General features: G+C 71.7%; 21 protein-coding genes. 18 read left to right on the top strand and 3 right to left on the bottom strand.

Features of this window, described 5'->3' with window-relative positions; all coding sequences use genetic code 11:
• Positions 1-29: 29 nt before the first annotated feature.
• Complete coding sequence (locus ACFPM7_RS10395) at positions 30-2,654, top strand: valine--tRNA ligase (RefSeq protein ID WP_378246462.1); 2,625 nt, start codon at positions 30-32, stop codon at positions 2,652-2,654.
• A gap of 4 nt (positions 2,655-2,658) precedes the next feature.
• On the opposite strand, the gene ACFPM7_RS10400 is transcribed toward ACFPM7_RS10395, so the two are convergent.
• Positions 2,659-2,991 (bottom strand): hypothetical protein, encoded by a 333-nt coding sequence (locus ACFPM7_RS10400; protein ID WP_378246464.1) that lies wholly within the window; start codon positions 2,989-2,991, stop codon positions 2,659-2,661.
• 107 nt (positions 2,992-3,098) lie between these two features.
• Here ACFPM7_RS10400 and ACFPM7_RS10405 point away from each other — a divergent pair, with 107 nt between their 5' ends.
• The 7 genes from ACFPM7_RS10405 to ACFPM7_RS10435 all read left to right on the top strand — a co-directional run bounded on the left by ACFPM7_RS10405 (position 3,099) and on the right by ACFPM7_RS10435 (position 7,492).
• On the top strand, positions 3,099-3,968 hold the full coding sequence (locus tag ACFPM7_RS10405; RefSeq protein ID WP_378246466.1) for a helix-turn-helix domain-containing protein: 870 nt from the start codon (positions 3,099-3,101) through the stop codon (positions 3,966-3,968).
• Between the two features lie 6 nt (positions 3,969-3,974).
• Positions 3,975-4,163, top strand: coding sequence for a DUF397 domain-containing protein (locus ACFPM7_RS10410; RefSeq protein ID WP_378246468.1), 189 nt, complete (start codon positions 3,975-3,977; stop codon positions 4,161-4,163).
• Between the two features lie 57 nt (positions 4,164-4,220).
• Positions 4,221-5,588 carry a bifunctional tetrahydrofolate synthase/dihydrofolate synthase gene (gene folC / locus ACFPM7_RS10415; RefSeq protein ID WP_378246470.1) on the top strand — a complete coding sequence of 456 codons (1,368 nt, stop codon included), beginning with the start codon at positions 4,221-4,223 and terminating at the stop codon, positions 5,586-5,588.
• Positions 5,585-5,947, top strand: coding sequence for a DUF4233 domain-containing protein (locus ACFPM7_RS10420; RefSeq protein WP_378246472.1), 363 nt, complete (start codon positions 5,585-5,587; stop codon positions 5,945-5,947). The genes folC and ACFPM7_RS10420 overlap by 4 nt, the downstream gene beginning before the upstream one ends.
• A 9-nt stretch (positions 5,948-5,956) precedes the next feature.
• Positions 5,957-6,346 (top strand): PaaI family thioesterase, encoded by a 390-nt coding sequence (locus tag ACFPM7_RS10425; RefSeq protein ID WP_378246474.1) that lies wholly within the window; start codon positions 5,957-5,959, stop codon positions 6,344-6,346.
• A gap of 85 nt (positions 6,347-6,431) precedes the next feature.
• A complete protein-coding gene (ndk, locus tag ACFPM7_RS10430; protein WP_378246476.1) occupies positions 6,432-6,842 on the top strand; it encodes a nucleoside-diphosphate kinase in 411 nt (136 codons plus the stop codon).
• The gene (locus ACFPM7_RS10435; protein ID WP_378246478.1) at positions 6,839-7,492 is read left to right on the top strand and encodes a TetR/AcrR family transcriptional regulator; all 654 of its coding nucleotides are present in this window, start codon (positions 6,839-6,841) and stop codon (positions 7,490-7,492) included. Before ndk ends, ACFPM7_RS10435 begins: the two co-directional genes overlap by 4 nt.
• Here ACFPM7_RS10435 and ACFPM7_RS10440 read toward each other — a convergent pair.
• Complete coding sequence (locus tag ACFPM7_RS10440) at positions 7,489-7,950, bottom strand: nuclear transport factor 2 family protein (protein WP_378246480.1); 462 nt, start codon at positions 7,948-7,950, stop codon at positions 7,489-7,491. The two genes, ACFPM7_RS10435 and ACFPM7_RS10440, sit on opposite strands and share 4 nt — an antisense overlap.
• Before the next feature lie 124 nt (positions 7,951-8,074).
• Between ACFPM7_RS10440 and ACFPM7_RS10445 the strand changes: the two genes are divergently transcribed.
• From ACFPM7_RS10445 to ACFPM7_RS10460, 4 genes are read left to right on the top strand one after another with little or no spacing between them, the layout of a single operon-like run.
• Complete coding sequence (locus tag ACFPM7_RS10445) at positions 8,075-9,010, top strand: ABC transporter ATP-binding protein (RefSeq protein WP_378246482.1); 936 nt, start codon at positions 8,075-8,077, stop codon at positions 9,008-9,010.
• Positions 9,010-9,810: an ABC transporter permease gene (locus tag ACFPM7_RS10450; protein ID WP_378246484.1), complete on the top strand. Its 801-nt coding sequence runs from the start codon at positions 9,010-9,012 to the stop codon at positions 9,808-9,810. The genes ACFPM7_RS10445 and ACFPM7_RS10450 overlap by 1 nt, the downstream gene beginning before the upstream one ends.
• Positions 9,811-10,662, top strand: a complete 852-nt coding sequence (locus ACFPM7_RS10455; RefSeq protein ID WP_378246486.1) for an ABC transporter permease — start codon at positions 9,811-9,813, stop codon at positions 10,660-10,662.
• Positions 10,663-10,687: 25 nt separating this feature from the next.
• A complete protein-coding gene (locus tag ACFPM7_RS10460) occupies positions 10,688-12,655 on the top strand; it encodes a TIGR03960 family B12-binding radical SAM protein (protein ID WP_378246488.1) in 1,968 nt (655 codons plus the stop codon).
• Here the strand turns inward: ACFPM7_RS10460 and ACFPM7_RS10465 are convergent.
• Positions 12,652-13,890: a S8 family peptidase gene (locus tag ACFPM7_RS10465; RefSeq protein ID WP_378246490.1), complete on the bottom strand. Its 1,239-nt coding sequence runs from the start codon at positions 13,888-13,890 to the stop codon at positions 12,652-12,654. The two genes, ACFPM7_RS10460 and ACFPM7_RS10465, sit on opposite strands and share 4 nt — an antisense overlap.
• A 344-nt stretch (positions 13,891-14,234) precedes the next feature.
• Between ACFPM7_RS10465 and ACFPM7_RS10470 the strand changes: the two genes are divergently transcribed.
• From ACFPM7_RS10470 to proB, 6 genes are all read left to right on the top strand, one after another.
• The gene (locus tag ACFPM7_RS10470) at positions 14,235-14,987 is read left to right on the top strand and encodes a TIGR03936 family radical SAM-associated protein (RefSeq protein ID WP_378246492.1); all 753 of its coding nucleotides are present in this window, start codon (positions 14,235-14,237) and stop codon (positions 14,985-14,987) included.
• Between the two features lie 177 nt (positions 14,988-15,164).
• Positions 15,165-17,843 carry a translation initiation factor IF-2 N-terminal domain-containing protein gene (locus ACFPM7_RS10475; RefSeq protein ID WP_378246494.1) on the top strand — a complete coding sequence of 893 codons (2,679 nt, stop codon included), beginning with the start codon at positions 15,165-15,167 and terminating at the stop codon, positions 17,841-17,843.
• A gap of 156 nt (positions 17,844-17,999) precedes the next feature.
• Entirely contained in the window at positions 18,000-18,311 is a 312-nt protein-coding gene (rplU, locus tag ACFPM7_RS10480) for a 50S ribosomal protein L21 (RefSeq protein WP_378246496.1), read from the top strand.
• 14 nt (positions 18,312-18,325) lie between these two features.
• A complete protein-coding gene (gene rpmA / locus ACFPM7_RS10485) occupies positions 18,326-18,583 on the top strand; it encodes a 50S ribosomal protein L27 (protein ID WP_378246498.1) in 258 nt (85 codons plus the stop codon).
• A gap of 76 nt (positions 18,584-18,659) precedes the next feature.
• Positions 18,660-20,099 (top strand): GTPase ObgE, encoded by a 1,440-nt coding sequence (gene obgE, locus ACFPM7_RS10490; protein ID WP_378246500.1) that lies wholly within the window; start codon positions 18,660-18,662, stop codon positions 20,097-20,099.
• Positions 20,096-21,217 carry a glutamate 5-kinase gene (gene proB / locus ACFPM7_RS10495; protein WP_378246502.1) on the top strand — a complete coding sequence of 374 codons (1,122 nt, stop codon included), beginning with the start codon at positions 20,096-20,098 and terminating at the stop codon, positions 21,215-21,217. Before obgE ends, proB begins: the two co-directional genes overlap by 4 nt.

Here is a 21,217-nt window from a genome sequence, read left to right on the forward strand (position 1 = left end):
ATTTCGCGGGGTTCGTAGACTCTTCGACCGTGACTGAAACCCCCGCCCCGCAGACCACCGACCTTCCGCAGGCCTGGGAGCCCGCCGCGGTAGAGGCGGAGCTGTACCAGGGCTGGGTAGACGCCGGCTACTTCACCGCCGACCCCGACAGCGGCAAGCCGCCGTTCTGCATCGTGCTGCCCCCGCCGAACGTCACCGGCAGCCTGCACATGGGCCACGCGCTCAACCACACCGTCATGGACGCGCTGACCCGCCGCCGCCGCATGCAGGGCTACGAGGCGCTCTGGCTGCCAGGCATGGACCACGCGGGCATCGCGACCCAGAACGTCGTGGAGCGCAAACTGGCCTCCGAGGGCCTCTCCCGCCACGACCTCGGCCGGGAGAAGTTCGTCGAGCGTGTCTGGGAGTGGAAGGCCGAGTACGGCGGCAAGATCCTCGACCAGATGCGCCGCCTCGGTGACGGCATCGACTGGTCCCGCGAGCGCTTCACCATGGACGACGCCCTCTCCCGGGCCGTCCAGACGATCTTCAAGAAGCTCTACGACGAGGGCCTGATCTACCGCGCCGAGCGGATCATCAACTGGTGCCCGCGCTGCCGCACCGCGCTGTCGGACATCGAGGTCGAGCACTCCGACGACGACGGCGAGCTGGTGTCCATCCGCTACGGCTCCGGTGACGCCTCGATCGTCGTCGCCACGACCCGAGCGGAGACGATGCTCGGCGACACCGCCGTCGCCGTGCACCCCGACGACGAGCGCTACCAGCACCTCATCGGCACCGAGGTGGAGCTGCCGCTGACCGGCCGCCGCATCCCGGTCGTGGCCGACCCCCACGTCGACCCCGAGTTCGGCACCGGCGCGGTCAAGGTGACCCCGGCGCACGACCCCAACGACTTCGAGATCGGCCGCCGCCACGACCTGCCGTCGATCACGGTCATGGACGAGTCCGGCGTGATCACCGCGCACGGCCCGTTCGAGGGCCTGGACCGCTTCGAGGCCCGGCCCGCCGTGGTCGCCGCGCTGCGCGAGGACGGCCGGATCGTGGCCGAGAAGCGTCCCTACGTGCACGCTGTCGGCCACTGCTCGCGCTGCGACACCGTGGTCGAGCCGCGCCTGTCGCTGCAGTGGTGGGTGAAGGTCGAGCCGCTGGCGCGCGCCGCGGGCGACGCGGTGCGCGACGGCCGCACCCAGGTCCACCCGCCGGAGCTGGCCAAGCGCTACTTCGACTGGGTCGACAACATGCACGACTGGACCATCAGCCGCCAGCTGTGGTGGGGCCACCGCATCCCGGTCTTCTACGGCCCCGACGGCGAGACCGTCTGCGTCGGCCCGGACGAGCGGGCCCCCGAGGGCTGGACCCAGGACCCGGACGTCCTCGACACCTGGTTCTCCTCGGCGCTGTGGCCGTTCTCCACCCTTGGCTGGCCGGAGAAGACCGCCGACCTGGCGCGCTTCTACCCGACCAGCGTCCTGTCGACCGGCTACGACATCCTCTTCTTCTGGGTCGCCAGGATGATGATGATGGGCCTGGTCGCGATGGATGGCGTGCAGCCCTTCGACCACGTGTACCTGCACGGGCTCATCCGCGACGCGCAGGGCAAGAAGATGTCCAAGAGCCGCGGCAACGTCATCGACCCGCTGGACTGGCTCGACCGCTTCGGCGCCGACGCCTGCCGCTTCACCCTGGCCCGCGGCGCCAACCCCGGCAACGACATGGCGCTGGCCGAGGAGTGGGCGGCGGGCTCGCGCAACTTCAACACCAAGCTGTGGAACGCCACCCGCTTCGCCCTGATGAACGGCGCGACCACGGCCGTGCCGGTCCCCGACCGCGCGTCGCTGACCGACGCCGACCGCTGGGTCCTCGACGGCCTCGACGCCCTGACGTCCGAAGTGGACGAGCTGTTCGAGAGCTTCCAGTTCGCCAAGATCTGCGACGCGCTCTACCACTACACGTGGGACGAATTCTGCGACTGGTACCTGGAGCTGGCCAAGGTCCAGATCGCCGCGGGCGGCGAGCGCGCCGACTCCACCAGGGCCGTCCTCGGCCACGTGCTGGACGTGCTGCTGCGCCTGCTGCACCCGGTGATCCCCTTCGTGACCGAGGTCCTGTGGAAGGCCGTGACCGGCGGCGAGTCCGTCGTCGTGGCGTCGTGGCCGTCGCCGTCGGGAGCCGTCGCCGACCCCGCGGCGGGCGCGCGGGTGCGGGGTGTGCAGAAGCTGGTCACTGAGATCCGCCGCTTCCGGGCCGACCAGGGCGTCAAGCCCGGCCAGCGCGTCACCGCGCGCCTGTCCGGAGTGGACGCCGTCGACCTGGCCGCGCACACCGACGCCATCACCGCCCTGGCCCGACTCCAGGCCCCGACCGACGACTTCGCCGCCAGCGCCTCCTTGGAGGTCGCCCTCCCCGGCGGCACGGTCACCGTCGAGCTGGACCTCTCGGGCACGGTCGACGTGGCCGCCGAGCGCAAGCGCCTGACCAAGGACCTGTCGGTCGCCGAGAAGGAACTCGCCCAGTGCGAGGCCAAGCTGGGCAACCCCAAGTTCACCGACAAGGCGCCGGAAGAGGTCGTCGGCAAGATCCGCGTCCGCCGGGACACGGCGGCGGCGGACATCGAGCGCATCCAGGCTCGGCTGACGGCGCTGCCCCAGGGCTGAGAGGTCAGTCGGCGGCATCGACCCACGCCAGTCGCAGGTCGCCGCCTGCGGCGAGCAGGCTGACGGCGTCCTCCGCCGACTGGAACGTGCCGCGCATCCGCTGCCCGTAGGCGTCGCTGTAGCCGACGACGGAGGCCGAGTCGTCGCTCTCGATGCCCCAGGCGACGATCGAGACGTCGAACGCGTGCCCCTCGTCATCGCGCACCACCTGGCACAGCGCGAAACGGCGCGGCGCGTAGTGCTCGGTGACGAGGGGGATGAGGGTGTCGACCTCCTGTTCGGTGAACGGGAGCTGTTTGCCCCGCTCATCGAACCGCACCTGGGGAATCGCGGTCATCGTTTCTCCCGTCGCAACGTTGCTACTCCCGCCTTCGATGGTGGCAGCGGAATCACGGGAATTTCAATGACTCGATCGTGTGAATGCCGGGGAGCAAGGATCACGGCATGCTGGAGCGGGGAGGAATCATGCCGTATCCGAAGAAGTCCACCGTCTCGGGCAGCAGACTCGCCGACGAATTGCGCGTCCTGCGCGAGACGGCGGAGATGAGCTGTCGTCAGGTGGGCGAGCAGCTGGGCTGGAACGCCTCGAAGGTCTCGCGCATGGAGACCGGTATCCAGCAGATCAGGTTGGCCGACCTGGCCTCGCTGCTGGTGGTCTACCGCGTCGTCGGCAAGGAGCGCGACCGCCTGCTCAAACTCGCCGAGCGCACCGACGACTTGGGCTTCTGGGAAGCCACCTCGGCCCTGTCCACGGAATCCAAGACCCTCATCCGGCTGGAACGCGATGCCACCGCGATCGTCACCTTCCAGCCGCTGCTGGTCCCAGGCCTTCTCCAGACCGGCGACTATGTCCGCGCGCTCATGGCGGCGGGCCAAGTCCCCGAGTCCGACGGCGATGCTCGCGTCGCCGCGCGCCTGGCCAGGCAATCGGTTCTGACCAAGGGCGATCCGCCTTCCCTGACCTTCATCGTGGACGAGGGCGCGCTCCGCAGGGTTCTGGGCAGTCCCAGGCTCATGGTCCGCCAGCTCCGGCACGTCCTCGAAGCCGTCGAGCGGCCCCAGGTGACGTTCCGGGTGTTGCCGCTGTCGCTACACGGCCACCCCGGTCTCGACGGTTCGTTCACCATGCTGGATTTCGAGCGGTTCAAATCCGTCGTCTACCTCGACCACAAGATTTCAGGCCTGTTCCTGGAGGAACCGGATCAGGTGGCGTTCTACCGGAGGGAGGCGGATAGGCTTCTGGAGCTGGCTCTGAGCCCGTCGGAATCGACGGACCTCGTTGCCGCGATCGCACAGGAGCACGATCGAGAGTGAGGCGTCATGGACGCGGTGGACCCGTTGGCCATCCACTGGCGCAAGTCCAGCTTCAGCGGCACGAACGCCGACTGCGTCGAAGTGGCCCACGCGCCGAAACTGGCCGCTGTCAGGGATTCCAAGAACCCTGCCGGTCCGGTTCTCGTCTTTCCCGTCGTCGCGTTCACCGAGGCGGTGCGCTCGGTCATCGGGTGAGGCGGGCCGCCGCGTAGACTCGCCGGGTACAGCCCCGGTCGTCCACGAGGAGCGCGTGTGCCCGCCGCCGATGCCGATGTCCTGGCGGAACTGGTCCAGGTCGAGTCCGAGCTGGACACCCGCTGGCCGGAGACCAAGATCGAGCCGTCGCTGACCAGGATCAGCGCGCTCACCCACCTCCTCGGCGACCCCCAGGTCACCTACCCCGCCATCCAGATCGCGGGCACCAACGGCAAGTCCTCGACCACCCGCATGATCGACGCCCTGCTGACCCGGCTCGGCCTGCGGACCGGGCGCTTCACCAGCCCGCACCTGCAGCTGGTCACCGAGCGCATCGGCATCGACGGCGCGCCCATCGATCCGCAGCGCTACGTCGAGGTCTACCGCGATGTCGAGCCGTTCCTGGAGATGGTCGACGCCAACTCCGAGGTGCGGATCACCAAGTTCGAGGCGCTGACGGCCATGGCCTACGCCGCCTTCGCCGACGCCCCCGTCGACGTCGCCGTGGTGGAGACCGGTCTCGGCGGGTCCTGGGACGCCACGTCGATCATCATCCCCAAGGTCGCCGTCGTCGGGCCCGTGGGCATCGATCACGTCGAGTACCTGGGCCCGGACCTGCTGGGCATCGCCGCCGAGAAGGCCGGGATCATCAAGGCGGGGTCGGTCGCCATCCTCGCCGAGCAGGACCCGGGCGTGGCCCGCGTGCTGCTGGAGCGCTGCGCCGAGGTCGACGCGACCGTCGCCCGGCAGGGCCTGGAGTTCGGCGTCGAGCACCGCGACGTGGCCGTCGGCGGGCAGATGGTCTCGCTGCAAGGCCTCGGTGGCGTCTACACCGACATCTTCCTGCCCCTGCACGGCGCCCACCAGGCCGACAACGCCGCCCGCGCCCTCGCCGCCGTCGAGGTCTTCTTCGGCGCGGGCGCGGACCGGATGCTCGACATCGAGGCCGTCCGCGAGGCGTTCGCCACCCTCGTCGTCCCCGGCCGCATGGAGCGCATGCGCACCGCCCCCAGCGTGTTCATCGACGCCGCCCACAACCCGCACGGCGCGGCCGCCCTCGCCGCCGCCCTCGACGGCGAGTTCGACTTCCGCCGCCTCGTCGGCGTCGTCGGCGTGATGGCCGACAAGGACGTCGCGGGCATCCTCACCGCGCTGGAGCCGGTCTTCACCGACCTGGTGGTCACCACCAACAGCTCCCCGCGCGCCATGGACCCCGACCTCCTCGCCGGCCTGGCCATCGACATCTTCGGCGACGAGCGCGTCGTCGTGGCCCCCCGCCTCGACGACGCCATCGAGGTCGCCGTCGGCCTCGCCGAGGAGACCGACGACCCGAACGAACCCGTCGCGGGCGGCGGCGTCGTCATCACCGGCTCCGTCGTCACCGCGGGCGACGCGCGCACCCTCTTCGGCAAGGAGCCCGCGTGACCGACCCGATGAAGGGCTTCCGCGGCGTCATGTCCGCGATGCTCATCCTCGAAGCCATCGTCGTCCTCCTCGCCGTCCTCCTCCTCGCCCGGCGCGACGACATCACCACCGCCGAGACGTGGATCGTCGCCGCCATCGGCGTCGCCATGATCCTGCTCTGCGGGGTGGCCACGAAGCCCTGGGCCCTCGGCGCGGCCCTGGGCCTGCAAGGCCTGCTCCTCCTGGGCTTCTTCATCACCCCCGCCATCGGCATCGTCGGCGTCCTCTTCACCCTCGCCTGGGCCTGGGTCACCTGGATGCGCAACGACGTCGCCAAGCGCATGGCCGAAGGAAGGCTCCCGAGCCAGCAGCAGGACTAGGGTCGAGCCATGTTCACCCCGGAGCAGCTCACCGAGTCGATGCCCTTCGCCGTGGCCGCCGGGGTGGCGATCACTGCGGCCAGTCCCGAGGAAGTCCGCGCCACCCTTCCCTTCCACGCCGACCGCTGCACCCTCGGCGGCGTCCTGCACGGTGGCGCGCTCATCACCCTCGCCGACTCCGCGGGCGCCGTCTGCGCCTTCCTCAACCTCCCCGACGGCGCCAAGGGCACCAGCACCCTGGAGACCAAGACCAACCTCTTCCGCGCCGCCCGCGCCGACGTCGAGGCGATCTCGCGCCCGGTGCACATCGGCTCGTCCACCATCGTCGTCCAGACCGACCTGCACGCCGACGGCAAGCACATCTCCCGCACCACCCAGACCCAGATGGTCCTGCGCTGAAGCCCGCCACCCGGCCCCGTTACCCTGCTCACACGGCCTGCCGAGACGAGTGTGGCCAGCAAAAGGGAATGGAGTACGGAAAGCCGTGAGTGAGCGCACCCTGGTCCTGGTCAAGCCCGACGGTGTGAGCCGTGGGCTCGTCGGCGAGGTCCTCTCGCGCATCGAGCGCAAGGGCCTCAAGCTCGTCGCGCTGGAGCTGCGCGCCGTCGACAGGTCTGTGGCCGAGCAGCACTACGCCGAGCACGCCGAGCGGCCCTTCTTCGGGGACCTGCTCGACTTCATCACCTCCGGGCCCGTCGTGGCCGCCGTGGTCGAGGGCGAGCGCGCCGTCGCCGCGTTCCGCCAGCTGGCGGGCGGCACCGACCCGGTCGAGAAGGCCACCCCGGGCACGATCCGCGGGGACTTCGGCCTGGAGGTCCAGTACAACCTGGTGCACGGTTCGGACTCGCCGGAGTCCGCCGAGCGCGAGATCAAGATCTGGTTCTCGGAGCTGTGACCGGCGCGGGCGAGCCGTCCACCGCGGGCGGCTCGCTCGCCCGCACCCACGCGGACCGGCCTGGGCTGCCCAGGGGGCGCAGCGGGCTCCCGGCCGACGAGGTCGGGTCCGCGCACCGCGACCGGCTGATCCGGGCGATGATCGCCGCGAGCGCCGAGCTGGGCTACGCCGACGTCGGGGTCGCCGAGGTCGTGCGCCGGGCGCGGGTGTCCCGCAACGCCTTCTACGCGCACTTCGCCGACAAGGAGGAGTGCTTCCTGGCGGCGGTCGACTTCGGCGCCCAGACCGTCTTCCAGCGCATCACCGCCGCGGCCGGGTTCCGCGGGGGAATCAGCGCCTACCTGCGCTTCCTCGCCGACGAACCCGAGTTCGCCCGCGTCTTCCTCATCGAGATGCAGGCCGCCGGACCCCGCGCGCGCGAGCGCTTCGCCGCCGCGCACGCCCACTTCGCCGACCTCATCCGCCGCTGGCACGAGCAGCACCGCGCCGCCGACCCGACGTGGCCCGCCGTGCCCGAGGAGGTCTTCACCGCGCTGGTCGGGGCCATCCACGAACTGATCGCCACCCGCGTGCGCGCCGGGGGAGACCCGACGGCCCTGGAGGACACCGCCGTGCGAGTGCACCGTGCGCTGGTGCGCGGCTGGTCCTAAGCGACCTTCGCCAGCCTGCCCGCGGCCTTGCGGCGCACGGACGCGCGCAGCAGGGGAGTCCAGCCCAGCAGCAGCCCGACCGGCCCCAGCGCCTGGCGCGACCAGCGGTGGAAGCCGAAGCGGTCGCGGTGCTCGCTGATCAGCCCGCCGGAGAAGCGGAACTCGGCGCGCACGTCGTTGAGCACCGGCCGGCCCGTGCCGCTGAAGACGTACCGCGCCTGCCAGTGCGCGCGCCCGGTGGTCTCGTCGGCGTCGTGCTCCAGCAGCGTGATCTCGATGTCGCCCGGCGCGCTGAGCAGCATCCGCCACATCGCTCCGGCACGCTCGCCGCGCAGGTCGGGGAAGACCGGGTCGCCGAAGACGACGTCCGGGGCATAGCAGGCGGCCATCCCGGCGCTGTCGCCCCGCCCGAAGGCGGCGTAGAAGCGCTCGATCAGGGCGCGGTTCGCCTGGCTCATGCGGTCATCCTCCGGTGTGACAGCGGGAAATGCAGAAGTACCGTAGCGTACTTTTGATGGCGGGCTTCATCGCCGTGGGCTTAATCGCTGTGCCCTGTCGGTGCTCCCGGTTAAGGTGCCGCTCGTGGTGGACAACTCTGGGGCGCTGGTCCATGCCGGCGCGCTGACCAAGCGGTTCGGCAGCTTCGCCGCGGTGGACGGCATCGATCTCCACGTGGAGCCGGGGGAGTCCTTCGGCTTCCTCGGGCCCAACGGCGCGGGCAAGTCCTCCACCATGCGGATGGTCGCCTGCGTCTCCCCGCGCTCCGGCGGAGACCTCTCCGTCCTCGGCATGGACCCCGACACCCACGGCCCGCAGATCCGCGCCCGTATCGGCGTCTGCCCGCAGCTGGACAACCTCGACAACGAGCTGACGGTCCGCCAGAACCTGCATGTTTACGGCCGCTACTTCGGCCTCTCCCGGGCCCACGTCCGCGAGAAGGCCAAGGAGCTGCTGGAGTTCGCCCAGCTCGCCGAGCGCGCCGACGACGAGGTCGAGCCCCTCTCCGGCGGCATGAAGCGGCGTCTCACCATCGCCCGCTCGCTGATCAACGACCCCGAGCTGCTGCTGCTCGACGAGCCCACCACCGGCCTGGACCCGCAGGCCCGGCACCTGCTCTGGGACCGGCTGTTCCGGCTCAAGCAGGAGGGCGTCACCCTCATCATCACCACCCACTACATGGACGAGGCCGAGCAGCTCTGCGACCGCCTCGTCGTCATGGACGGCGGCAAGATCGTCGCCGAGGGCAGCCCGGCGGGCCTGATCGCCCAGTACTCCACCCGCGAGGTGCTGGAGCTGCGCTTCGCCCCCGGCACCCAGGCCGCCGCCGAGCCCGACGTCGCCGACCTCGCCGAGCGCGTCGAGATCCTGCCCGATCGCCTGCTGCTCTACGTCCACGACGGCGAGGCCGCGCTCAAGTCCGCGCACAACCGCGGCGTCGCCCCGCTGTCGAGCCTGGTGCGGCGCAGCTCGCTGGAGGACGTGTTCCTGCGGCTCACCGGCCGGACGCTGGTCGACTGATGCGCACCGCAACCGGCACCGCGATCGGTCCAGCCCGCTCCGCGCTCATGGTCATCGAGTCGGCCTGGGTCTGGTACAAGCGCAACTGGCGCTCCTCGGCCGTCTCCAGCATCCTGCAGCCGCTGCTGTTCCTCGTCGCGCTGGGCTTCGGCTTCGGCTCGCAGGTGCGGCCCAGCGAGGCCACCCTCGGCCTGCCCTACGTGCAGTACCTCGCGCCCGCGCTGGTGTGCGCGGCGGCGATGCAGACGGCCGCCTTCGAGTCCACCTTCCCGATCCTGTCCTCGTTCAAGTGGCAGCGGAACTACATCGCCATCACTGCGACGCCGATCGGGCCGAAACCGCTGGTCGGCGGCGTGCTGGCGTGGATCGCCGTGCGCCTGTCGGTGTCCGCGGCGATCTTCCTGGTGATCGCCGCGCCGCTGGGCGCGCTGGCCGGGCCCGCGACGGCGTGGGCGCTGCCCGCGGCGATCCTGACCGGCATGGCGATCGCCGCGCCGGTCGTGGCCTACTCATCGACCATCGAGTCCGAGGGCCAGCAGTTCAACGCCATCTTCCGGTTCATCATCATCCCGATGATGATGTTCTCCGGCACGTTCTTCCCGGTGGAGCAGCTGCCCGGCTGGGTCCAGCCGCTGGTCTGGATCACCCCGCTGTGGCACGGCACCGAGCTGTCGCGCGGCCTGTCCTTCGGCACCGCCGACGCGCTGCCGCTGCTCGGGCACGCCGCCTACCTGCTGGTGCTCATCGCGGTGGGCGCCTACCTCTGCACCCGCACCTTCACCCGCAGGCTGGCGGTCTAGATGTCGACTGATGCCCCGGTCCGCCGGGAGACCCCGCCGATCCCGCCGCGCACCGGCTTCCTGCTGCGGCTGCTGCCCGCGGGCACCTACGCCGGGCGCGCCCGCGTGCTGGTCGAGCGCTCCGTGCTCGTGCAGCGCAAGGCGTGGCTGGCCGTGGTCTCCGGCTTCACCGAGCCGCTGTTCTACCTCTTCGGCCTCGGCTACGGCTTCGGCCGCCTGGTCGGCGACGTCGTCGGCCCGACCGGCGAGCCGATCAGCTACGTGGCCTTCGTCGCCCCCGCGCTGCTGGCCGCCGCGGCCATGAACGGCGCGGTCTACGACGCCACATTCAACATCTTCTTCAAGTTCAAGTACGCCAAGCTCTACGACGCCATGCTGGCCACCCCGCTGGGTCCGCTGGACGTGGCCATCGGCGAGATCTCCTGGGCGCTGATCCGCGGCGCGATGTACGCGGGCGGCTTCCTGGCGGTCATGCTCGGCGCGGGCCTGCTGGCCTCGCCGTGGGCGCTGCTCGCGCTGCCCGCCGCGGTGCTGATCGCCTTCGCCTTCGCCGCCGTCGGCATGGCCTGCACGACGTTCATGCGCTCCTGGCAGGACTTCGACCTGGTGCAGCTGGCCCTGCTGCCGATGTTCCTGTTCTCCACGACGTTCTTCCCGATCACCGTGTACCCGGGGTTCCTGCAGTTCGTCGTGAAGTGCTTCCCGCTCTACCACGCGATCGAGATCATGCGGGCACTCTGCGGCGGCTTTGTCGACTTGTCGATCCTGGCGCACCTGTCGTACTTCCTGGTGATGATCGCCGTCGGCACCGTCGTGGCCGCGCGCAGGCTGGGCAAGCTCCTGCTGTCCTGAGCCAGGGGGTTACCCTGGTGCCACTATGAGCGCCGAGTCTGTTTTCCCCCGGTTGGAGCCCCTGCTGCCGAGGGTGTCCAAGCCGGTCCAGTACGTGGGCGGCGAGCTGAACGCCACCCTCAAGCCGTGGGACTCCGCCGCGGTGCGGTGGGCGCTGATGTACCCCGACGCCTACGAGGTCGGCCTGCCCAACCAGGGCATCATGATCCTCTACGAGGTCATCAACGAGATCCCGGACGCGCTCGCCGAGCGCACCTACGCGGTCTGGTCCGACCTCGAAGCCCTCATGCGCGAGCACGGCGTCCCGCAGTTCACCGTGGACGGCCACCGCCCGGTCAAGGCCTTCGACGTCCTCGGCGTCAGCTTCGCCACCGAGCTGGGCTACACCAACCTGCTCAACGCCCTGGACCTCGCGGGCATCCCGCTGCACGCCGCCGAGCGCACCACCGAGGACCCCGTCGTCCTGGCGGGCGGGCACGCCGCGTTCAACCCCGAGCCCATCGCCGACTTCATCGACGCCGCCGTGCTCGGCGACGGCGAGGAGGCCGTCGGCGAGATCACCGACGTCATCCGCGCCTGGAAGGCCGATGGCCGCCCCGGTGGCCGCGACGAGCTGCTGACCCGCCTCGCCGAGACCGGCACCGTCTACATCCCGCGCTTCTACGACGTCGACTACGCCGAGGACGGCTGCATCGCGCGCGTGGCCCCCAACCGCGAGCGCGTCCCCGCCATCGTCGCCAAGCGCACCACGATGGACCTCGACGCCTGGCCCTACCCCAAGCAGCCGCTGGTCCCGCTGGCCGAGTCCGTCCACGAGCGCATGTCGGTGGAGATCTTCCGCGGCTGTACCCGCGGCTGCCGGTTCTGCCAGGCGGGCATGATCACCCGCCCGGTGCGCGAGCGCAGCATCGAGGGCATCGGCGCGATGGTCCAGAAGGGCCTGGAGGCCACCGGCTTCGAGGAGGTCGGCCTGCTCTCGCTCTCCAGCGCCGACCACTCCGAGATCGGCGAGGTCACCAAGCAGCTCGCCGACCGCTACACCGGCACCAACACCGGCCTGTCGCTGCCCTCGACCCGGGTCGACGCGTTCAACATCGACCTGGCCAACGAGCTCTCCCGCAACGGCCGCCGCTCGGGTCTGACCTTCGCCCCCGAGGGCGGCAGCGAGCGCATCCGCCGCGTCATCAACAAGACGGTGTCCGAAGAGGACCTCATCAAGACCGTCAGCGCCGCCTACGCCAACGGTTGGCGCCAGGTGAAGCTGTACTTCATGTGCGGGCTGCCCACCGAGACCGACGAGGACGTCCTGCAGATCGCCGAGATGGCGCGCAACGTCATCCGCGCGGGGCGGGAGTCCAGCGGGCAGAAGGACGTCCGCTGCACGATCTCCATCGGTGGGTTCGTCCCCAAGCCGCACACCCCGTTCCAGTGGGCCGCCCAGACGGACCCGCAGACCATTGACGACCGCCTGCGCAAGCTGCGCGAGGCCGTCAACTCCGACCGGCGCATTGGCCGCGCGATCGGCATGCGCTACCACGACGGCAAGCCCAGCCACATCGAAGGACTGCTGTCGCGGGGCGACCGCCGCGTCGGCCGCGTCATCGAGCGGGTGTGGCGCGAGGGCGGCCGCTTCGACGGCTGGAGCGAGCACTTCTCCTACGAGCGCTGGGTCGCCGCCTGCGAGTCCGAGCTGCCCGGCCTCGGCGTCTCGCTGGACTGGTACACCACCCGCGAGCGCACCGAGGACGAGGTCCTGCCCTGGGACCACCTCGACTCCGGCCTGGACAAGCAGTGGCTGTGGGACGACTGGCAGGACGCCATCGATGAGCGCGAGCTCGACGACTGCCGCTGGACCCCTTGCTTCGACTGCGGCGTCTGCCCGGCCATGGGCACCGACATCGAGATCGGCCCCACCGGCCGCACCCTCCTGCCGATCAGCCCGGTCGGCAAGGGCACCCCGGTCCGCAACCCCGCGCTCTCCGGCCCCAGTTAGGGGACCTGCACCAGGCCGTGGCCGTAGAAGCTGTTGAAGCGGTCATAGCCGGTGCAGAACGCGTCCTGCCCGGCCACGCCGTCGAGGTCGTAGTCGGCCGGGCAGGGCAGCGACCGGGCGCCGTCGGTGAGCAGCTTGGCCAGGTCCTGCGGCGTCGCGGTCGGGTGCTCGCCCGCCAGCAGCGCGGCGACCCCGGTGACGTGCGGGGCCGCCATCGACGTGCCGCAGGCCGTGCCGTAGCCGCCGGGGACCGTCGACAGCACGCAGCGGTCGCCGTCGCCGCCCGGGGCAGTGATGTCCACCACACCGAGGCCATAGGAGCTGTAGCCCGATTTCACCTGGTCGGGACCGACCGCCGACACCGCCAGGACGCCGCGCAGACCGCCCGGCAGGAGCTTGCAGGAGTCGTTCAGCGCGCGCCGTCCCCGGCTGTCGGCGGTCTCGCCGCTCGGGGTCGCCAGGTCGGTGTTCTCGTTCGACGCCGCCGCCACGGTCAGCACACCCCGGATCGAGGCGTAGTCCACCGCCCGGCGCACGGCCTCGTAGACCACGTGCTCGGAGTCGCGGTCGCAGGTCAGCAGCCACGGGTCCACGAAGTAGGAGTTGTTCGTCACGGTCATCCGCTTCGCCGCGGCCCACATCAGCCCGCAGACCACGGCCTCGGGGAAGACGAAGCCCGCGTCGTCCACGACCTTCACCGACGCGATCCGCACGCCCGGCGCGACGCCGGTGACGCCCTTGCCGTCGTCGGCCGCCGCGATGACGCCCGCGACGTGCGTGCCGTGCGCCGAGGTCGTGGGCGCCCACGCCTCGGGGCGCGGGTCGGCCAAGCCGCTCAGGCAGCCCGCCGAGAGTTCGGGGTCGACCGCGCCCGCCAGGTCCGGGTGCTCGGCGTCGACGCCGGAGTCCAGCACGCCGACCAGCACGTCCTCGGCGACCTCGCGGCCGGGTCGGGCGCCGATCACGTCCAGGTTCCACTGCTCGCCGGACCGGTCGGCCGCCGCGACCTCGCCGCCGGGCTCCAGCGGCGGGATCGCAGGCTCGCGGTTGACCGCCGTTCGGGCGCTGAAGGCGCGGTCGCGGCCTATCCGGTCGGCGAACGCGGGGTCGGTGGACACGGCGATCCCGACGGCGATCTGGGGGTAGTAACCGGTCAGCGAGCCGCAGGCCACGGTGGTGTCGAGCTTGGCGTCCTCGCGCGAGTCACCGGCGTCGAAGAGCACGACGTACCGCAACGCCGGTCCGCTCGTTGAACAGCCAGGACTCGGTGCGGCGTCGGCTTGGGCCGCGTGCAGCGTCGCGACAACCGCGACGCTGACTGCTGCCGCCAAGGTCCGGCGCGGCAGTGGCACGGGGCGACCTCCAAGTGCTGAGTCCGCCGGTTCGGTACACGGCGCAAGCTGTCCTCTCCATCGCGGACGGTAGCCACGACGCGTTCGGGAAACAAGCGCGGAGGCGCGTTTTGCCCTGGCTGTACGGTCTCAACCGCACAGCGTGCTCACCACCGGAGCAGACCACGTCCCACCGATAGGAGCAACCCCTGAGCCGGAAGGACCAGCCCAACCCGTCGGCGCCGCCCGTGCAGAAGCTGCGCGTGCGCTACGCCAAGCGCGGGCGGCTCCGCTTCACCTCCCACCGCGACGTCGCCCGCGCCTTCGAGCGGGCGCTGCGCCGCGCCGGGGTGCCGATGGCCTACTCGCAGGGCTTCAGCCCGCACCCGAAGATCTCCTGGATCGGGGCGGCGCCGACCGGCGTGGCCAGCGAGGCCGAGTACGTCGAGGTGCAGCTCGTCACCGCCGTGGAGCCCGCCGCGCTGGCCGCCGCGCTGGACGAGGCGCTGCCGCCGGGCCTGGACGTGCTGGAGGTCGTGGTCGCCGGGCACGGCTCGCTCGCCGAGCGGGTGGACGCCGCCGAGTGGCTGGTCGAGCTGCCGGGCATCACCGAGGAGCGGCTGCGCGAGGCCGTCGGGCGGCTGCTGGCGGCCGAGTCGGTCATGGTCTCCCGCAAGACCAAGGACGGAAGCCGGGAAATCGACGTCCGACCTGCGCTTATCCGCGTCGAGGTCGGCGAACCGGCAGTCGGGCGACCCGCTGTGGGCATCGACATGCCCCCCGGAGCGGGTCCGTGTGGGATACTGACGATGGTCGTCCGGCAGACAACACCGGCCGTTCGACCCGACGACGTACTGAGCGCGCTCCGTGTCGCCGCCGCTTTGGACCTGCCGGTGCCCGCGAAGGCGACCAGGCTGGCGCAGGGGCGGCTGGACGACGGTGAGGCCGTCGGCGCGCTGTCCGACCCGCTGGCCCAGGACAGGGCCGCGTCCGCCGGATAGCGCACCGGAGCACCTGAGGGGTGTCGTCGCACGACCTGCCGCCGTGTCCGCCCGCCGTGCCATCTGCGGAAGCGAACCGGCGAGAGGCGAGGATTCCCGCCGCCCAGCGCGGTGGACTGGACAACTAGGGCCCCTGAGCGGCCGCGCACCCAGCGCGCCCGGGGGCGGAGGAGCTACATGTCGGAGAAGTCGAACCCTGCCGGTCAGACCGGCGGGGCCGCCACCGCACCCGCGCTGGCAGATCTGCCCGCGAAGGTCAGGGTGCACGCCCTGGCCAAGCTGCTGGGCGTGAGCAGCCGCGAGGTGCTCGCCACGCTTGAGGAGCTGGGCGAACCCGCCCGCGGCGCGCAGTCCAGCGTGGCCAAGGAACTGGCCGTCAAGGTCGGCGCGGCGCTCACCGGGGAGTCCGAGCAGGACAGCCCCGAGTCGGCCGACAGCGTCGACTCGGTGGACAGCCCGCAGGCGGTCGAGCCGGAAACCGAGCCGGACGAGGTCGAGCAGCCTCCCGCCCGCGCCACCCGGGTGCCCCCCACGCCGGTGTTCGCCTCGGCGTCGCCGCTGTTCCAGGCACCGGACCTGACCGCGCCCGCCAAGCGCGCGGGCAGGCCCAAGGTCGAGCCGGAGCCCGAGCCCGAGGTCGAGGAGCCGGAGGACCAGGCCGACGTCGACGACGACGGTGACGCCGACGGCGACGAGGCCACCAGCCGCCGCCGCAGGCGCGGCCGCCGCGGCCGTGGCCGGGGCAAGGGCGGGGAGGACGGCGCCGAGGAGGCCGAGTCGGCCGACGCCGAGCCGGAAGCCGCCGAGCAGCCGGAGTCCGACGACGACCCGGGCAGCAAGCGCCGCCGCCGTCGCCGCCGCCGCAAGGGCGGGGAGGACGGCGACACCGACGCCAGCGACTCCGACGACCCGCCGAACACGGTCACGCACGTCCGCGAGGCCCGCGACAACACCCGGGAGAGCGGCCGGGACTCCGGCCGGGACTCGGGTCGCGATTCCGGCCGGGACTCCAGCCGCGACGAGGTGCGCAGCGTGCGCGGCTCGACCCGGCTGGAGGCCAAGCGCCAGCGCCGCCGCGACGGCCGCGAGGCGGGCCGCAGGCGCGCCCCGATCCTGTCCGAGGCCGAGTTCCTGGCCCGGCGCGAGGCCGTCGACCGCACCATGGTCGTGCGCGAGTTCCCCGACCGCACCCAGATCGGCGTCCTGGAGGACGGGGTGCTGGTCGAGCACTTCGTGACCTCGTCGGGCAGCGGGTCGCTGGTCGGCAACGTCTACCTGGGCCGCGTGCAGAACGTGCTGCCCAGCATGGAAGCCGCGTTCGTCGACATCGGCCGCGGCCGCAACGCCGTGCTCTACGCGGGCGAGGTCGACTGGGACGCCGCCGGTCTGGAGGGCAAAGCCCGCAAGATCGAGCAGGCGCTGTCCACCGGCGACAGCGTCCTCGTGCAGGTCACCAAGGACCCGGTCGGGCACAAGGGCGCCCGGCTGACCACCCAGATCTCGCTGCCCGGCCGCTTCCTGGTCTACGTGCCCGGCGGCGGCGCGACCGGCATCTCCCGCAAGCTGCCGGAGAACGAGCGCCGCAGGCTCAAGGACGTCCTCAAGCGCGTGGTCCCCGAGGACGCGGGCGTCATCATCCGCACCGCGTCGGAGGGCATCAGCGAGGAGGAGCTGGGCCGCGACGTGCGCCGTCTGCAGGCGTCGTGGGAGGTCATCAAGGAGAAGTCCGACGGCAACACCGGGCGCAAGGGCGGCAAGGGCAACGCGCCGACCCTGCTCTACGAGGAGCCCGACCTGCTGGTGAAGGTCGTCCGCGACCTGTTCACCGAGGACTTCACCGGCCTGGTCGTCCAGGGCGACACCGCCTGGGAGACCATCGACGCCTACGTGCGCCACGTGGCCCCCGAGCTGGCCGAGCGCGTGCGCAAGCACGCCGGAACCAAGGACGTCTTCGCCGCGCACCGCATCGATGAGCAGCTGCTCAAGGCGCTCGACCGCAAGGTCTGGCTGCCCTCCGGCGGCTACCTGGTGATCGACCGCACCGAGGCGATGACCGTCATCGACGTCAACACCGGCAAGTTCACCGGGTCGGGTGGCAACCTGGAGGAGACGGTCACTCGCAACAACCTGGAGGCGGCCGAGGAGATCGTCCGCCAGCTGCGGCTGCGCGACGTCGGCGGCATCATCGTGATCGACTTCATCGACATGGTGCTGGAGTCCAACCGCGACCTGGTGCTGCGCAGGCTGACCGAGTGCCTGGGCCGCGACCGCACCCGCCACCAGGTGGCGGAGGTCACATCGCTGGGCCTGGTGCAGATGACCCGCAAGCGGGTCGGCACCGGGCTGTTCGAGGCGTTCAGCACCACCTGCGAGCACTGCAAGGGCCGCGGCGTGCACGTCTCCACCGAGCCGATCGTCAAGTCCGGCGGCGGTGGGCAGCAGAACGGCCAGCAGCAGAACGGCCAGCAGAGCGGCGGGCAGAAGGAGTCGCAGAAGGAGTCCCGCCGCTCCCGCAACCGCGGCGGTGACGACAAGAGCCGCGAGGACAAGAGCCGCGACGAGAAGGGCCGCGACGAGAAGGGCAAGGACGAACGGGCGAAGGAGGTCGACGTTCCCCAGGCGGAGCCGACGCCCGAGCCCGAGCGCGCCGCGGCCAAGAAGGCCGTCGCCGAGATCGTCCGCGCCACCGTGCGCGCGGGCGAGGACGACCCGGACGCCGCGCCCGCCGACGACGCACCCGAGGTGCCCGAGCAGGCCCGCAACGGCAACGGACGCGTCGCCGCGGCCCCTCGGCGCAGGCGCAGGGCGGTGTCGCGGCCCGCGGGCCCGCCCGTCGGCGCCGACGCCGAGAGCTGATTGCGGACCCGGTTTGACCCTCGTTTCACGGGGCACGTACGCTGTAACACGGCCCGCCCACTGGTGGGCCGTGTTGTGCACCTGGTAGGTCAGGCCCCGAGGGCGAGTGATCCCCCGCACAACCCCCACTGTCTAGCAGCAGGAGACTTCCGTCCGATGTACGCGATCGTCAAGACCGGCGGCAAGCAGTACAAGGTGGCTGTCGGCGACGTCGTCGAGGTCGAGAAGCTCGTTGGCACGCCGGGCACCGAACTCAGCCTTGCCGCGGTACTCGTCGTAGACGGCACCGACGTCACCACGGACGCGGACGCCCTGGCGAAGGTTTCGGTGACCGGGAAGGTCGTCGAGCACACCAAGGGCCCGAAGATCCGTATCCACAAGTTCAAGAACAAGACCGGCTACCACAAGCGGCAGGGTCACCGGCAGAAGCTGACCCGCGTCGAGGTCACCGGCATCACGGTGAAGTGAGGATCTGAGCAGCCATGGCACACAAAAAGGGTGCTTCCAGCTCCCGCAACGGGCGCGACTCGAACCCCCAGTACCTCGGCGTGAAGCGCTTCGGCGGCCAGGTCGTCAAGTCGGGTGAGATCCTGATCCGCCAGCGCGGCACCAAGTTCCACCCGGGCGTCAACGTCGGCCGCGGCAAGGACGACACCCTGTTCGCGCTCGCCGCGGGCTCGGTGCAGTTCGGCCAGCGGCGCGGTCGCAAGACCGTCAACATCGTCCCGGTCGAGGCCTGAGGCCCGGCTGTAGGGATCTTCTGACGAGGGCGGGCCGGGTCATCGGCCCGCCCTTCGTCGTGTGCGAGAGGAAGTCATGTCCCGATTCGTCGACCGGGTCGTCATCCATGTCTCCGGTGGCAACGGCGGCAACGGGTGCGCCTCGGTGCACCGGGAGAAGTTCAAGCCGCTGGGCGGTCCGGACGGCGGCAACGGCGGCAACGGCGGCAACGTCGTGCTGGTCGTGGACTCCAACGTGCACACGCTGCTGGACTTCCACTTCCGCCCGCACGCCGTGGCCACCCACGGCAAGCAGGGGCAGGGCGCCAACCGCGACGGCGCCACCGGCCAGGACCTTGAGCTGATGGTCCCCGAGGGCACCGTGGTGATGGACGCCGACGGCGAGATCATCATCGATCTGGTGGGCCACGGCACCCGGTTCGTCGCCGCCCAGGGCGGCCGGGGCGGGCTCGGCAACGCCGCGCTGGCCTCCAAGGCCCGCCGGGCGCCCGGGTTCGCCCTGCTCGGTGAGCCCGGCGACACCCGCGACCTGGTGCTGGAGCTGCGGTCGATGGCCGACGCCGGCCTGGTCGGGTTCCCGTCGGCGGGCAAGTCGTCGCTGATCGCGGTGCTCTCGGCGGCCAAGCCGAAGATCGCCGACTACCCGTTCACCACGCTGGTGCCGAACCTCGGCGTGATCACCGCGGGCGAGACGGTCTTCACCATGGCCGACGTGCCCGGCCTCATCCCGGGCGCCTCCCAGGGCAAGGGCCTCGGCCTGGACTTCCTGCGCCACATCGAGCGGTGCTCGGTGCTGGTGCACGTCATCGACTGCGCCACCGAGGAGCCCGGTCGCGACCCGCTCTCCGACATCGACGCGCTGGAGGAGGAGCTGGCCCGCTACACCCCGGCCCTCGGCGGCACCCTGGCCGACCGCCCCCGCATCGTGGTGCTGAACAAGATCGATGTGCCCGAGGCGCGCGAGCTGGCCGAGCTGATCCGGCCGGACATCGAGGAGCGCGGGCTGCCGGTGTTCGAGGTGTCCACCGCCACCCGCGAGGGGCTGCGCGAACTCACCTTCGCCCTGGCCAAGGTTGTCGCCGACGACCGCGCGAACCGCCCGATCGTGGAAGCCACCCGCGCGGTGCTGCGCCCGGTCGCCGTCGACGACGCCGGCTTCACCATCGAGGAGGACCGCTCGACCGAGGGCGCGTTCACCGTGCGCGGCGAGCGCCCCGAGCGCTGGGTCCGCCAGACCAACTTCGACAACGCCGAGGCCATCGGCTACCTCGCCGACCGCCTCGCCCGCCTGGGCGTCGAGGAGGCGCTGGCCAAGGCGGGCGCCCGGCCCGGCTGCCCGGTCACGATCGGGAACATGACCTTCGACTGGGAGCCCTCGACCCCGGCGGGCATCGCGATGACGATGTTCTCCCGCGGCAGCGACCCGCGCCTGGAGCAGGACGACCGCGTCGGCGCGGCCGAGCGCAAGCGCGCCCGGCGGGCTCGGCGCGGCCTGGATACCGCGGACGGGGAATGACCCGGCTGGAGTCGGCGACGCGCTCCTCGGTCGCCGCCGCCCGGCTCGTCGTGGTCAAGGTGGGCTCGTCGTCGCTGACGACGGCCTCCGGCGGCCTCGATCCGGCCCGCCTCGACGCCTTGGTGGACGCCCTGGCCGCCCGCCGCGAGGCGAGCGCGGTCGTCCTGGTGTCCTCGGGTGCGATCGCCGCGGGCCTGGCCCCGCTGGGCCTGTCCCGGCGTCCGAGCGATCTGGCGACCCAGCAGGCCGCGGCCAGCGTGGGCCAGCTGGCACTCGGCCACGCCTACGTCTCCTCCTTCGCCCGTTTCGGCCTGCGCGTCGGCCAGGTCCTGCTCACCGCCGACGACGTCGTGCGCCGCGCGCACTACCGCAACGCCCAGCGCACCCTCTCCCGCCTACTGGCCCTGGGAGTGGTCCCGGTGGTCAACGAGAACGACACCGTCGCCACCGACGAGATCCGCTTCGGCGACAACGACCGCTTGGCCGCCCTGGTGGCCCACCTCATCGGCGCCGACGCCCTGGTCCTGCTGTCCGATGTGGACGCCCTGTACGACGGCGACCCCCGCCTGGGCGCCGCGACCCCGGTCCGCGAGGTCGCCGACGCCGCCGACGTGGCGGGCGTGACCGCGGGCGAATCCGGCTCCGGCCTGGGCACCGGCGGCATGGCCTCCAAGCTCGCCGCCGCCCGCCTGGCCTCCGTCGCGGGCGTCCCGGTCCTGTTGGCCTCCGCCGCCGACGCGTCCCGAGCCCTCACCGCCGCCGACGTCGGCACCGCCTTCGCCGCCTCCGGCCGCAGGCTCACCGCCCGCCGCTTCTGGCTCGCCTACGCCGCGGACTCCACCGGCACCCTCACCTTGGACGACGGCGCCGTCGCCGCGGTGGTGGGCCGCCGCCGCTCCCTGCTGGCGGCCGGAATCACCGCCGTCGCGGGCGAGTTCCACGCAGGCGACGTCGTGGACCTCACCGACCCGGCCGCCCGGGTGGTCGCCCGCGGCCTGGTCGCCTACGACTCCGCCGAACTCCCCACCATCATCGGCCGCTCAACCCGCGACCTCCCCGCCGAACACCGCCGCGAAGTGGTCCACGCCGACGACCTGGTGGCCTTGGCCGCCCGCTGA

The organism is Actinokineospora guangxiensis, assembly GCF_042657845.1.
In the GTDB taxonomy this organism is placed as follows: Bacteria; Actinomycetota; Actinomycetes; order Mycobacteriales; family Pseudonocardiaceae; genus Actinokineospora; species Actinokineospora guangxiensis.

Coding starts and splice junctions, on each gene's coding strand:
- ACFPM7_RS10400 (WP_378246464.1), bottom strand. CDS start 2,991: ATGACCGCGATTCCCCAGGTGCGGTTCGATGAGCGGGGCAAACAGCTC.
- ACFPM7_RS10405 (WP_378246466.1), top strand. CDS start 3,099: ATGCTGGAGCGGGGAGGAATCATGCCGTATCCGAAGAAGTCCACCGTC.
- ACFPM7_RS10410 (WP_378246468.1), top strand. CDS start 3,975: ATGGACGCGGTGGACCCGTTGGCCATCCACTGGCGCAAGTCCAGCTTC.
- ACFPM7_RS10425 (WP_378246474.1), top strand. CDS start 5,957: ATGTTCACCCCGGAGCAGCTCACCGAGTCGATGCCCTTCGCCGTGGCC.
- ACFPM7_RS10440 (WP_378246480.1), bottom strand. CDS start 7,950: ATGAGCCAGGCGAACCGCGCCCTGATCGAGCGCTTCTACGCCGCCTTC.
- ACFPM7_RS10450 (WP_378246484.1), top strand. CDS start 9,010: ATGCGCACCGCAACCGGCACCGCGATCGGTCCAGCCCGCTCCGCGCTC.
- ACFPM7_RS10455 (WP_378246486.1), top strand. CDS start 9,811: ATGTCGACTGATGCCCCGGTCCGCCGGGAGACCCCGCCGATCCCGCCG.
- ACFPM7_RS10460 (WP_378246488.1), top strand. CDS start 10,688: ATGAGCGCCGAGTCTGTTTTCCCCCGGTTGGAGCCCCTGCTGCCGAGG.
- ACFPM7_RS10475 (WP_378246494.1), top strand. CDS start 15,165: ATGTCGGAGAAGTCGAACCCTGCCGGTCAGACCGGCGGGGCCGCCACC.
- rplU (WP_378246496.1), top strand. CDS start 18,000: ATGTACGCGATCGTCAAGACCGGCGGCAAGCAGTACAAGGTGGCTGTC.
- rpmA (WP_378246498.1), top strand. CDS start 18,326: ATGGCACACAAAAAGGGTGCTTCCAGCTCCCGCAACGGGCGCGACTCG.
- obgE (WP_378246500.1), top strand. CDS start 18,660: ATGTCCCGATTCGTCGACCGGGTCGTCATCCATGTCTCCGGTGGCAAC.
- proB (WP_378246502.1), top strand. CDS start 20,096: ATGACCCGGCTGGAGTCGGCGACGCGCTCCTCGGTCGCCGCCGCCCGG.